We start from the raw sequence: 13,154 nt of genomic DNA, 5'->3' as shown, positions 1-13,154 counted from the left end.
GGCGCCCGAACCGGCCGTGAGGATCACCGCATGCCATACTCAGCGAAAAATCTCCGGGACGCCGCCGATGCCGGGGTGATCAGCGCCGCTGATCTGGACCGGCTTCTCGCCTTCCTGGCGAGCCATGACGGGCAGGGCGCGGTGGGCGACGCAAGCCCGGCGGCCAGGTTCGATGCCGCCCATGTGCTCTGGTACGCGGGCGCGCTGATCGTGATCGGCGCCATGGGCCTGTTCTCGACCCTAGCCTTCACGCAGATGGGCGGCCGGGCGCTGACGGCCTGCGCGATCGCCTACGCCACCGCCTTCACTGTCGCCGGTCACCACCTCTGGTACGGCAAGAATCTGCGGGTTCCCGGCGGCTTGATGATCGCGATCGCGGTCTCGATGGCGCCGCTTGCGGTCTACGGCATCCAGGACGAGCTCGGCTGGTGGGGCAAGTTCGGCAAGCCCGGAACCGTGCAGGATTTCTACATCTGGGTGAAGGGCAGCTGGATCTTCATGGAGATCGCGACCGTCGTCGCCGGCGTCGTCGCGCTGCGCTACTTCCGCTTCGCCTTCATCGTCGCGATCATCGCGTTCGCGCTGTGGTTCATGTCGATGGATCTGGCGCCCTGGTTCAGCGGCACGAATTATGCCGACTTCGAGACGCGGCGCCGGGTGTCGGTGTGGTTCGGATTGGCCGTGCTCGCGGTGGCCTGGATCGTCGACTATCGCAGCCGCAACGGTGACTTTGCGTTCTGGCTGCATCTGTTCGGCCTGATGGCGTTCTGGGGCGGCATCACCGCGTCGGAAGGTTCAACCGAACTCTCGAAAGCGGTCTATTGCCTGCTCAATGTCGGTCTGGTTGCGATTGCGGTGATCCTGATGCGGCGCGCCTATGCGGTGTTCGGCGCGTTCGGCATCTGCATCTACCTCGGACATCTCGCCGACGTCGTCTTCAAGGATTCGCTGTGGTTTCCGTTCTCGCTGTCGCTGATCGGAATTGCCGTGATCGCCGCAGGCTTGCTCTACCATCGCAACGAGCGTGCGATCGCCGGCTGGCTCGCGGCGCATCTGCCGGCGGGGCTGCGTCCGCGGTCCGCGACGGCGTGACGCTGGTCGCTTTAGAACCGGTACAATCTGGAATTCCTACAAGAAGTGCGGCGCGCGAGCGCCGTGCTTCGTTTCCCGGCGCAAATCCGGAAGCCGACAGAAACCATTTGCATCCTTGACTTTTCCAACCCGGCGCTTGCTCCGCGCAGCGCCTACGCGCTTTCGTCGCGATTTTATTCCGGCCTCACGCAAAAATTTTCTCAAGTCCGTCGTCTGGACGCACCGCGCCTCACCTCACTAGAGGACGGCGCATCGCCTTCACGCAAGGCGACAGTTGCTTCGAGAGTTGCTTGGGGACGACGTCATGACATCAGGATCACAAACCAGCCGTCGCGGTGTTTTGCTCGCGAAGCTGTCGCTGCTCACGGTGAGTTATCTCGCACTGAGCGTTCCGCTCACGCCTTCGGCCGCACAGGCGCAATCGACCACTGCGCAAGCCGACGCCTCGACGCTGCCGCCGGTGACCGTCACGCCGCCGGCCGCGCAACGCCGCCGCAGCGCGCCATCGACATCGCGCAGCACGACGGCCGCGCGAGGCCGCCGCACCCAGACCGCGCGGCGGATCGAACCTGCGGTTGCTGCAAAGCCGTTCGCGGAATCGCAGGATGCCCGCACCGGCACGTCAGGCTATTTCGCCAACAGCACATCGGTTGCGACCCGGACCAACACCGCCATCGTCAACATCCCGCAATCGCTTAATGTGATCACGCGCGAGCAGATCCGCGACCAGAACTACCAGGGCGTCACCGATGTCACCCGCTACATTCCCGGCGTTGCCGTGCACCAGGGCGAGGGCAATCGCGACGAGCTCGTGATCCGCGGCGTCGATTCCAGCGCCAATTTCTTCGTCAACGGCTTCCGCGACGACGTGCAGTATTTCCGCGACATGTACAACGCCCAGAGCATCGAGGTGCTGAAGGGGCCGAGCGCGCTGACCTTCGGCCGCGGCGCCGGCGGCGGCCTGCTCAACCGCACGCTCAAGGAGGCCGACGGCAACCGCGTCTACGAGGCGACGGCGCAGACCGGCTCGTGGGGCGATCGCCGCGTCACCCTCGATGCCGGACAGGCGATCAACGAGAACGTCGCAGCTAGGCTCAACGTGTTCTACGAGGGCGCCGACGCCTTCCGCGACTTCAACCATCTGGAGCGTTACGGCATCAATCCGACGGTGACGCTGAAGCCCGACGACAACACCAAGATCAAGCTGAGCTACGAGTACTTCCACGACGAGCGCACCGCCGACCGCGGCAATCCCTCGCAGGGTGTGCCGGGCGGCGCGACCCGCTTCAACCCGACGGCGCCGTTCGCGCCGAATGGCGACTTCTCGACCTTCTTCGGCAGCCCGCGCCTGAACACCGCGCAGGCGACGGTGCAGACCGGCATGGCCATCATCGAGCATGATTTCGAGAACGGGCTGACGGTGCGCAACGGCACCATCGCCGCCGACTACCAGAAGTTCTACCAGAACATCTATCCGACCGGCGGCGCGCTCGCGGGCGCGGTCAACCCGGCGGATACCGCGGTCAATCTCGGCGCCTATCAGCACACCACCAACCGCGACAACGTCTTCAACCAGACTGACTTCACCTACAAGACCTGGACCGGTCCGCTGTTCCACACCGTCGGCTTCGGCACTGAATTCGGCCGCCAGAGCGGCGTCGACATCCGCAACACCGGCGTGTTCCCGAACGGCACCAACACCATCGTGCAGAACCCGTTCGCGCCGACCTATTTCGGCGCGGTGACTTTCCTTCACCATTTCACCGGCACCAACACCGACGGCGTCACCACGCCGGACTCGAACAGCCGCTATGCGCTGAACATCCAGTCCGGCTATGTCAGGGACACCATCGAGATTTCCCGCGCCGTTCAGATCATCGCCGGCGCGCGGTTCGATCGCTTCGACATGTCGGCGACCGACATGAACACCAACACCAATCGCGGCCGCGTCGACAATCTGGTGTCGCCGCAGGCCGCCCTGATCGTCAAGCCGATCGAGCAGATGTCGGTCTACACCGCCTACAGCATCTCCTATCTGCCGGCCTCGGGCGACCAGTTCAGCTCGCTGACCGACGGCACGCTGATCCTGCAGCCGCAGCGCTTCGAGAATGTCGAGCTCGGCATGAAGTGGAACATCAATCCGAAGCTGTTGTTCTCGACCGCGGTCTACAATCTGAACCGCACAAACCAGCCGATCCCCGACGGCAACAATCCCGGCTTCTTCTTCCCCTCGGGCAGCACGTTGACCCGCGGCGTCGAGGCAAGCCTGACCGGCCGTGTCACCGAGCAATGGCAGTCGTCGCTGGCCTATGCCTATACGGATGCGAAGATCACCGGCGCCACCTCGCCGACGGTCGTTCCCGGCAACCGCGTCCAGCTCGTGCCGTACAATCAGTTTGCCTGGTGGAACAAGTATCAGTTCACGCCGATGTGGGCGGCCGCGCTCGGCGTGATCTATTTCGGCGATTCCTTCGCCTCGTCCGACGACACCGTGCGGCTGCCGAGCTTCGTCCGCTTCGACGCGGCGGTCTACGCCAAGATCGACGAGACCTGGAGCGCCCAGCTCAATGTCGAGAACATCTTCGACAAGGGCTATTGGGCGTCCGCCGACGGCAACAACAATATCTCACCGGGGCAGGGGCGAACGGTGAAGCTGATGGCAAGGGCGAGGTTTTAGGCGCCGGCCATGATGAATGCGGGCACGTCGCTGTCGCCCCGTCATCCTGAGGAGCCGCGAAGCGGCGTCTCGAAGGATCGACGGCCACCGGCCGTGCCGTGCATCCTTCGAGACGCACGAGGACGCGCTCCTCCAGCGACAAAGGCGAAGCCTTTGCGCGGGGATGACGGTGTTGGAATGCGAACGCTCCCTGTCGTCGTCGCAATGACGGGGAGGGAGCGGCGTCCTACCCCAGCCGCATGTCCAGCAGCCGCCGGCCTTCGCCCTTCAACAGCTTCTTCACCGCGCTCGAGGCGATCACCTCGCCAGTGTTGGCGTAGGCCTCGTGGTTCTTCTCGATGTCGTCGAGGCGGTAGAGGTAGTTGACCATGACGCCGGCGGATTCGCGCAGGCCCTTGGGCGAGAGGTCGCCGAGCCAGTTGATCCGCTCCAGCCGCGCGCCGTTGCCGAGATGGAAGCGCGCGACCGAATCGATCTGCCGTCCCTTCGGCGTGCGCGCCTTCAGGAAGTAGTAGGCGGCGAGCGGCTCCAGCACGGCGCGCAGCTGCGTGGCGAGCTCGGCGTTTTCGAACCAGTCGGGCTTGCCGAGGCTCTCCAGCAGCTGACGGTCCTCGTCGGTAAGCGGCACGTCATCGGCCTGCTTCACCCACTGCATGAAGCCCGGCACCGGCGACAGCGTCACGAAATTGTCGAGCTTGGGCAATTCGCGGCGCAGTTCCTCCACCACCTGCTTGATCAGGAAGCTGCCGAACGAGATGCCGCCGAGCCCGCGCTGGGTGTTGGAGATCGAATAGAACACCGCGGTGCGGGCGCGCTCGACCGGCACCGGCTCGCGCTCTTCGGCAAGCAGCGGCGCGATCGCGCCCGGAATGGCTTCGGTCAGCGCGACCTCGACGAAGATCAGCGGCTCGTCGGCCAGCGCCGGATGGAAGAACGCGTAGCAGCGGCGGTCCACCGGATCGATGCGGCGGCGCAGATCGTCCCAGTCGCGGATCTCGTGCACGGCCTCATAGCGGATGATCTTTTCCAGAATATTGGCCGGCGACGACCAGTCTATCCTGCGCAGCACGAGGAATCCCCTGTTGAACCAGGACGAGAGCAGATGCACCACGTCGCGATCGAGCGCGGCGAGGTCCTTGTTGCCCTTCATCAATGAAAGCAGATCCGAGCGGATCGACACCAGCTCGCCGGTGCCGCCCGGCGCGCGATTGAGCCGGCGGATCAATTCCTGGCGGCGCGGCTCGGAGGCGAAATGCAGGTCGCTGGCGTCGTCGCCATTGGCTTTGGCGCGCCAGCTCTCGATCGCCTGCGCCAGTCTGGCGTGATCGGGACCGAAATCGCGCGCCAGCGTCTGGAAGAACGACAGGCGGCCGGCGGCATCGAGGTGGTGGTAGCGGTCGAGCACTTCGCGCGCCATCGCGGTGCCGGAGGCTTCGCCGCGGCCGGACAGCAGCGCCTCGCACAATTCCAGCAATTCGGACGCATCCTGCTTGTCGTCGGCCGGGCTGGCGCGGCCGAGCAGGACGCGGCCGCGTTCGGAAATCGTCGAGAGCAGGTCGGAGAAGAAGGCGTTGGCCATGGGCAGTTCGTATCCAGCGGGTCGCATTCAGTGAAGCCGGACCTTACACGGGATTTAAGGTCGGGAGGACTGCAGTCAAGCGTATGGATCGTACGGAAATATGTCGCAGGACGACAACGGTATAATTCGTCGCCGGTGACCAATCGGGGTCACGTTTTCTCCGCGAACGCGGTCGGTGTCTTGCCGGTGACCTGGCGGAACGCATGGGAAAATGCCGGCACGCTGGCATAACCGAGGTCGGAGGCGACCTGCTTGACCGAAACGTTCGCGCTGGTCGACAGGCGTTCGATCGCGGCTGCGATGCGGGCGCGCTGGCACCAGCTCTTGAAGGACAGTTGCGTCTCAGCCGAGAACAGGCGCGACAGTGTCCGCGCTGAGGTGCCGACCGTGCGCGCCAGCGCATCGATTTCGTGGTCCTTGGTCGGATCGGCCAGCACGATGTCGGCGGCGCGGCGGCAGCGCGGCTCCTGCGGCAGCGGGATGAAGGTCGCGGAATCCTCGGCCTGGTGCAGTTCCAGCATCACGAGCCTGATCAGGAGATCGGTGCGCTCGCGTCCGCATGCCGCGTCGAACAGCGCAAGGATCGCCTGGTGCACAAGCGGCGACACCCGAACCACGAATTCATGGCCGAGGCTGTCGCTGCGCTTCTCGCGCGCGAGCCAGGCCCGGTCGAAATACAGCGTGCGCATCTCGATATCGGCGAGCACGTCGATCGCGTGGGGGAGCAGGGCCGGGACCCACACCGCACGGTCCGGCGGCACCAGCCAGCGGCCCTTCGGCGTCGTCACCTGCATGGTGCCGCTCGCGGCATAGACCAGCTGCGCCTCGCGGTGCATGTGCGGGTCGAGGCGGACGCCCTTTTGGTAGCTGCGCGCGACCATGTGCACGCCATCGCCGGTGACGCGCCGGTCCTTGTGGAGGGCTCTTATTGGCGGCTCAGCGATAGTCATTGGCGACATCCCGTCAGGACAAGCACCTATAACCTATTTTCGAGCAATTGAAGAATCGCGCGAGAGACGTGCCTCATGAGCAGCCCAACGAACAGCCCAAGCAACAATCCAAGCCGGGTGATCAGCTTCGTCAACGCCGGCCATTTCATCGACCACTATGCGATGCTGATTTTCGCCGCCGCGGTCATCATCATGGGCCCGGCGCTCGGCATGGCCTATTCGGAACTGCTGCCTTATGCGACGCCGGGCTTCATCGCCTTCGGCGCCGGCTCGCTGATCACCGGCTGGCTCGGCGACCGCTGGAGCCGTCGCCACATGATGCTGATCTTCTTCGTCGGCATCGGCCTGTCGATGATCTCGGTCGGCTTCGTGCAGACGCCGCTGCAACTCGGCGCCGCGCTGCTGGCGATCGGCATCTTCGCCTCGATCTACCATCCGGTCGGCACTGCGATGATCGTGTCCTATGCCGAGAAGCTCGGCGCCCAGATGGGGATCAACGGCGTCTGGGGCAACCTCGGCGTCGCCTCCTCGGCGCTGGTCACCGGCGTGATCGGCCAGTATCTCGGCTGGCGCTGGGCCTTCATCGTGCCCGGCACGGTCACTGTGCTGGTCGGCGTCGCGTTTGCAATGACGGTGGTGCATGAGGACCGCAAGGGCTCCAAACAGGCCGCAGCCCAGGTGCGGGTCGCCAAGGAGGACATGTGGCGCGTGGTGCTGTCGCTCTTGATCGTGGTGATCGCGATCTCGACCACGTTCAACGCGGTGACGGTGGCGTTGCCAAAGCTGTTCGCCGAACGGCTCGCCGATCTGACCAGGAGCCCGGCGCTGCTCGGCGTGATCGCGGCCGGGGTCTATGTGTTCGGGGCGATGACGCAGTATACGATCGGCAAGCTGCTCGACAAACACTCGCTGAAGACGGTGGCGCTGCCGCTGTCGTTCATGCTGGCGCCGTTCCTCTATCTGGCGGCGAGCCTGTCCAACCTGCCGCTGATCGTGGTCTCGATCGGCATCGTGATGGGTGCGTTCGGCCAGGTCACGGTGAACGATGCGATGGTCGGCAAGTACACCACCGAGGAATGGCGCTCGCGCGCCTACGCGGTGCGCTATTTCGTCGGCTTCACCGCCGCGGGCGCCTCCGTCGGCCTGGTGGCGTGGCTGTACGACCAGGGCGGCTTCTCCATGATGCTGCGCGCCTTTGCCGCGCTGTGCCTGCTGGCGATCGCGGCCGCGATCATCCTGCCGCGCGAGATCCGTACCCCGGCCGTGCAAGGGGGCTGATCCCGGGCGTCTTGCGCCGCTTGCCGTTGAGGCAAAGCGCACCCGCCGGCGGGCGGGTGCGCTGATCGGCGCCTGCCGGCATTCGTGACTTGGTCACGCTTCGCGAACTTTGTTCCAACCCGCAGGTGTGGTACCTTTAGCTGGGCCTCGGGGACGAAGGCGTCGGTTGCGCCTCTTTGCACGTATTTTGGAGCAGCCGGAGCGCCATGGGCGAGATTCGCGACTTCAAGTCAGGTCGGTCACAGTCCGACAATACACAGCCTCCCGGCAATTCGGTGCCGCGGCGCCTGGCTGCGATCGTTGCCGGTGATATCGCCGGCTACAGCCGGCTGATGCAACTTGACGAAGAAGGCACCCATGGCCGCGTCAAGCGGACCGTGCGCGATCTGATCGAACCGACCATTGCAGAACACCACGGCAAGCTGGTCAAGACCACCGGCGACGGCTTCATCGCGATGTTCGACAGCCCGGTCGAGGCGGTTCGGTGCAGCATCGTGATTCAACAAAACATGATCGGCCGCAACGCGGCGGTCGCGCGAGATAACTGGATCGAGTACCGGATCGGCGTCAACCTCGGCGACGTCATCATCGAGCCCGACGACATCTATGGCGACGGCGTCAACGTGGCCTCGCGCCTGGAAGGGATCGCGGCGCCGGGTGATGTCTTCATCTCCGGCGGCATCTACGAGCAGATCAAGCACAAGATGGTCTGCGGGTACGAATCGCTCGGCGACAAGAAGGTCAAGAACATCACCGATCCGGTCCGGGTCTATCGCGTGTTGCCGGACGCTGCCGCATACCAGAGGACGCGCCGGCGCCGTGAGTCCATCCTGCTTACGCTGCTCGGACTGGCGGTCGCAATCATCGCTGGCGGCGTGCTCTGGTACATGCTGGCGCAACCGCGCAGCAAGCCGATCGACGTGGCGCGGGCGCCTCCGTCACCGGCCGCATCGCCGGCCGTTCAGCAGCCCGCGCCGAGCCCGGCTCCGGCGCCGGCTCCAGGCCAAGCTGCAAGTCCGGTCCCGAGTGCCGCACCGACGCAGCAAGCCTCGCCTCAAGCCGCACCCTCTGCGGCTCCGGCCGCGTCGGTACCAGAGCCCGAAATGGTCTCGCTGCGGGGCGGCAGCTTCTCGATGGGCAGCAATGACGATCCCTCGGAACGGCCGATCCGCAGGGTGACGGTCAAGCCGTTCGCGATGGGCAAATATCCGGTCACGGTGCTGGAATGGAACGCCTGCGCGGCGGCCAAGGCGTGCGGCTTCACGGCCGGCGGAAAGGACGACATGCCGGTCACCAATGTGAGCTGGAGCGACGCGAAGCAGTATGTGGCATGGTTGGCCGAGCGCACCGGCAAGGCCTACCGGCTACCGAGCGAAGCCGAATGGGAATATGCGGCGCGCGGCGGCACGCAATCGAAATATTGGTGGGGCGACCAGATGCAATCGGGCAACGTCGGTTGCAAGGATTGCGGCGGCGGTGATGCCGCCGAACAGCCGGTCAAGGTCGGCAGCCTCAAGCCGAATCCGTTCGGTCTCTACGACATGGGCGGCGGTGTCGATCAGTGGGTCGAGGATTGCTGGCACAGGAACTACCAGGGCGCTCCGGCCGACGGCGCGGTGTGGTCCGGCGGCGAATGCGGCTCCCATGTCATTCGTTCCGGCTCCTGGAAGAATGATGCGCGCTATGTCCGTCCGGCCAATCGCGACAATTACGACACCAATGTTCGCTACCCGACCCACGGTTTCCGGGTCGCGCTGTCGCCCTGAGCATTCGCCAGGTTTGGAGGGGTTATGAAAAGTGCAGGCTTGATCGCGCTCGCTGCGGCGCTGACATTGCTCGCCGGTCCGGCCGGCGCGCAAAACAAACCGGCGGGGAAAGACACCAAGCTGTATTTCATCTGGCCGCACGACGGGGCCAGGCTCAAAAGCCCGTTCTGGTGCCGCTTTGGGCTGCGCAACATGGGCGTCACCCATGCCGGCGACGAGTATCCGAACAGCGGCCATCACCACCTTCTGATCGATGTGAATGAGCCGTTGAATCCGAACGAGCCGATCCCGTCGGACAAGTCTCACCAGCACTTCGGTGCCGGCCAGACCGAGACGCAGCTCGATCTGGCGCCCGGCAAGCATACCTTGCAGCTGGTGCTGGGCGACGCCAAACACTATCCATTCAACCCACCGGTCGTCTCCGAGAAGATCACCATCCGGGTCAAATAGCCCGATACGGATAGCTCCCTTGCGCGAACCGCCGCTTGCGCAAAGCGGCCTCGTGCTGTTTGTTGCGCGCCGCCGGGCGCAAGACCCGATGTGGAGGGCCTCCGATGTTGTCTCGACCGCTGCGTCTGGCTGGCCTCGTTCTGGGAGTGATCGTTATGGCCGTATCCGCCAACGCTGACGCCTTGAAGGATCAGATCGCGCCGACCGGAAAGCTCCGGGTCGCGATTGCGATCAGCCCGGCGGGCGGCGCATTCTGGTCGACCCGGACCGAGAGCGGCTATGCCGGCGTTCCCGTCGATCTCGGCAGGGAGATGGCGGCGCAGCTTGGCGTCCCCGTCGAATATGTCGTGCACCAGAATTCCGGCCAGATCACCGACGCGGCGTCGAGCAACAGCTGGGACATCACCTTCCTGCCCAAGGATCCCGAGCGCGAGACCAGGATGACGTTCGGGCCGATCTACGAGGTCGCCGACGCCACCTACATCGTCAAGCCGGGATCGATGATCGCGAATTTCGCGGCACTCGATCAGGACGGCGTCAAGGTCGCTGCCGTCAACGCCACCACCACGATGCGTGGCGCGAGCGCGCACCTCAAGCACGCCAAGGTCACGGGCTATCAGACCTATGACGAGATCTTCAATCTCCTGAAGAGCGGCGAGATCGACGCGTTCGCGTTGTCGCGCGATCAGCTCAATGCGATGGCCAAGAAGATTCCGGGCACCCGCGTGCTGGACGAGACCTTCAGGCAGACCGTCACCGCGGTTGCGGTGCCGCTCGACCATCCGCTGGCTGCGGCGTTCGCCACCAGGTTCATGGCCGATGCGATCGCCAATGGCACGCTGCGCAAGGCCTATGACAATAACGGGCTGAAGGGCTCCCCGGTTCGTACCGAGGTGAAGTAGACCAGCGCGTATCGACTCTAGCACTGTCGTTCTCAACTATCCTCGTCATCCTGAGGAGCGCGTAGCGCGTCTCGAAGGATGCACGGCCCGGCTGGTGGCCGTCGACCCTTCGAGACGCGCTACGCGCTCCTCAGCGACTGTGTTCTTCGTCAAGCGGGTTGCCATGGTTTTTGGTCCCTGAGCATGGCGTTGAGGGTGGTGAGAACTTTGCGCGCAACGGCGATGAGGGCGACCATCTTGGGCTTTCCAGCGGTCACCAGGCGCCGGTAGAAGACCTTGAGCTGCGGATGGTATCGGCTGGCCGACAGAGCGGCCATGTAGAGCCCGGCGCGCAGCTTGGCTCTTCCGCCGCCGATCATGCTCTTGCCCTTCCAGCGGCCCGACTGGCGGGTGAACGGGGCAAGACCGGCGAGGCTCGCGATCTGGCGCCGATTGAGTGCGCCGAGTTCCGGCACCTCGGCAAGGAAGGTCCGCGCGAGGGTGTTGCTCACGCCAGGAAAGCTGACCAGCAGTTCCTCCTTGGCGCGCCAGACTGGCGAGCCGCGCACCAGCGTGTCGATGTCGTTGTCGATCTCCGGCAGCTCCTTCTCGAGGACCTTGATATGGCGGGCAAGGCTCTTGCGGACGCGGACATTCTCGGCCCGCTTCTCGCGCTGACGCTCGGCAACGATCATCTCGATGATCTGCCGTCGGCGACTGACCAGTTCAGCCAGCAGCCGAGCTTCCTGATCCGGCATCGCACGTGGCTCCGGCTTTACGGCCTCGACAAACCGCGCGATGACTGCCGCATCGATCGGGTCCGTCTTGGCACGCTGACCAACCGCCTGCGCGAAGTGCCGGATCTGGGCCGGATTGACCACCACCAGCGGCAGCTGAGCGCCCGCCAGCGCAGCAGCGACGATGGTCTCGAAGCCGCCGGTTGCCTCCACCGCAATCAGCGCTGGCGAGATCACCTGCAAGCGCGCAACGAGCTCTTCCAAGCCTTTGCCGTCACGCGCCACGGCAAAGGCTTCCCCGCTCGGACGCACATGCACGTCCAGCCGGTCCTTCGACACATCAATGCCAACGTAGATCGCGTCCATCTGCACCCCTCCTTGCGCAACCGGGCTCGCCAGGCGGCCCTCGCGACTGTTCGGGTTCAATGGAACAACGGACGGGGCGCCGCGCTGAGGCACGGGCTTCAAAGCCCTTGGATGAAGCGGTCTCCCGTCCGCCACCGCACCGGACACTCTATCCGATCCGGCGATTCGAGACTTACAAGGGTGACGGTGCTGGAGAGGCGCGCACTGGGTGACATCTGGGCATGCTGCATAATTCCGCGCCATCGCGCGGGGCGGTTCTTGCGCCGCCTATCTAACTCATTGGATTAACAGGGATTTACTGCCATCCGCGGGGCGTCTCCGGTTGGCACATCCATTGCTTTTGATAGCACCAGTCAATGACGACTGCCGTCCTCCGGATCGCCGAAGCCAGTGCTGGCCGCGGCGAGGGGATCAAGGCGCCCCGCTCGGGCGCCGCGAGCAATCGTTGCACCCCCATCTCCCCGACGGACGAGCATTTCAACCAACCCGCGTCGCTTCCGGCAGGCAGCCGGCGCGGCCGAATTGCGCAAGGGGAATTTACGAATGGCCTATCTCGCACCGTCCGAGTTCGTCACCAAGATGGTGGACGCCGGCGAATCCAAGATCTTCATGTCGACGCGGGACACCGTGATCCGCGCCTACATGGCCGGTGCGATCCTCGCGCTGGCAGCATGGTTTGCCGTAACGATCAACGTCAACACCGGTCAGCCGCTCGTCGGCGCATTGCTGTTTCCGGTCGGTTTCGTGATGCTCTATCTGCTGGGCTTCGACCTGCTGACAGGTGTGTTCGTTCTTTCTCCGCTCGCGCTGCTCGACAAGCGCCCCGGCGTCACGCTCGGCGGCGTGCTGCGGAACTGGGGCCTCGTCTTCGTCGGCAACTTCGCCGGCGCGCTGACAGTCGCGTTCATGATGGCGTTCGTGACCACCTTCGGCTTCACGCAGGAGCCCGACAAGGTCGGCATGACCATCGGCAACGTCGGCGAGGCGCGAACGCTGGGTTATGCGGCGCATGGCGCGGCGGGCATGGCCACGCTCTTCATCCGCGGCATGCTCTGCAACTGGATGGTTTCCACGGGCGTCGTCGGCGCCATGATCTCAACGACGGTGCCCGGCAAGGTCATCGCGATGTGGATGCCGATCCTGGTGTTCTTCTACATGGTGTTCGAGCATTCGGTGGTGAACATGTTCCTGTTCCCGTCGGGACTGATGCTCCATGCCAAGTTCTCGATCATGGACTACCTGATCTGGAACGAGATCCCGACCGTGCTCGGCAACCTCGCCGGCGGCCTCGCCTTCACCGGGCTCACGCTCTACACGACGCATGTGAAGACGGCGCCGAAGCGCCAGCGCCTCGCGGCTTGATCCCGGGCGGCTTATG

10 protein-coding genes and 1 pseudogene are annotated in these 13,154 nt (G+C 64.7%); 8 read left to right on the top strand and 3 right to left on the bottom strand.

The window, feature by feature from the left end:
- The first annotated feature begins 30 nt into the window (after window positions 1–30).
- The 3 genes and pseudogenes from ACE103_RS31840 to ACE103_RS31830 all read left to right on the top strand — a co-directional run.
- Complete coding sequence (locus ACE103_RS31840; RefSeq protein WP_375776267.1) at window positions 31–1,092, top strand: hypothetical protein; 1,062 nt, start codon at window positions 31–33, stop codon at window positions 1,090–1,092.
- A gap of 304 nt (window positions 1,093–1,396) precedes the next feature.
- Window positions 1,397–3,769 (top strand): TonB-dependent siderophore receptor, encoded by a 2,373-nt coding sequence (locus ACE103_RS31835; RefSeq protein WP_375776266.1) that lies wholly within the window; start codon window positions 1,397–1,399, stop codon window positions 3,767–3,769.
- Window positions 3,770–3,778: 9 nt separating this feature from the next.
- Window positions 3,779–4,027 (top strand): annotated as a pseudogene (locus ACE103_RS31830) (hypothetical protein); the annotation flags it as partial.
- Here ACE103_RS31830 and ACE103_RS31825 read toward each other — a convergent pair.
- Complete coding sequence (locus ACE103_RS31825) at window positions 3,996–5,348, bottom strand: malonyl-CoA decarboxylase (RefSeq protein WP_375776265.1); 1,353 nt, start codon at window positions 5,346–5,348, stop codon at window positions 3,996–3,998. The pseudogene ACE103_RS31830 and the gene ACE103_RS31825 sit on opposite strands and share 32 nt — an antisense overlap.
- A 149-nt stretch (window positions 5,349–5,497) precedes the next feature.
- A complete protein-coding gene (locus ACE103_RS31820) occupies window positions 5,498–6,298 on the bottom strand; it encodes a helix-turn-helix domain-containing protein (protein WP_375776264.1) in 801 nt (266 codons plus the stop codon).
- Window positions 6,299–6,373: 75 nt separating this feature from the next.
- Between ACE103_RS31820 and ACE103_RS31815 the strand changes: the two genes are divergently transcribed.
- The 4 genes from ACE103_RS31815 (at window position 6,374) to ACE103_RS31800 (ending at window position 10,694) form a co-directional block, all read left to right on the top strand.
- Complete coding sequence (locus ACE103_RS31815; RefSeq protein WP_375776263.1) at window positions 6,374–7,576, top strand: MFS transporter; 1,203 nt, start codon at window positions 6,374–6,376, stop codon at window positions 7,574–7,576.
- A gap of 206 nt (window positions 7,577–7,782) precedes the next feature.
- A complete protein-coding gene (locus tag ACE103_RS31810; RefSeq protein WP_375776262.1) occupies window positions 7,783–9,342 on the top strand; it encodes an SUMF1/EgtB/PvdO family nonheme iron enzyme in 1,560 nt (519 codons plus the stop codon).
- A gap of 24 nt (window positions 9,343–9,366) precedes the next feature.
- A complete protein-coding gene (locus ACE103_RS31805; RefSeq protein WP_223975267.1) occupies window positions 9,367–9,792 on the top strand; it encodes a DUF4399 domain-containing protein in 426 nt (141 codons plus the stop codon).
- Window positions 9,793–9,947: 155 nt separating this feature from the next.
- Window positions 9,948–10,694, top strand: a complete 747-nt coding sequence (locus tag ACE103_RS31800) for a transporter substrate-binding domain-containing protein (RefSeq protein ID WP_375776261.1) — start codon at window positions 9,948–9,950, stop codon at window positions 10,692–10,694.
- Window positions 10,695–10,843: 149 nt separating this feature from the next.
- On the opposite strand, the gene ACE103_RS31795 is transcribed toward ACE103_RS31800, so the two are convergent.
- Window positions 10,844–11,776 carry an IS110 family transposase gene (locus ACE103_RS31795; protein ID WP_375777642.1) on the bottom strand — a complete coding sequence of 311 codons (933 nt, stop codon included), beginning with the start codon at window positions 11,774–11,776 and terminating at the stop codon, window positions 10,844–10,846.
- Between the two features lie 543 nt (window positions 11,777–12,319).
- Between ACE103_RS31795 and ACE103_RS31790 the strand changes: the two genes are divergently transcribed.
- On the top strand, window positions 12,320–13,138 hold the full coding sequence (locus ACE103_RS31790; protein WP_212310650.1) for a formate/nitrite transporter family protein: 819 nt from the start codon (window positions 12,320–12,322) through the stop codon (window positions 13,136–13,138).
- Window positions 13,139–13,154 lie beyond the last annotated feature (16 nt).

The organism is Bradyrhizobium sp. ma5, from assembly GCF_042258955.1.
Lineage (GTDB): Bacteria > Pseudomonadota > Alphaproteobacteria > Rhizobiales > Xanthobacteraceae > Bradyrhizobium.
Note: the sequence above shows the minus strand (reverse complement) of the source record. Positions and strands in the feature narration are given on the sequence as shown.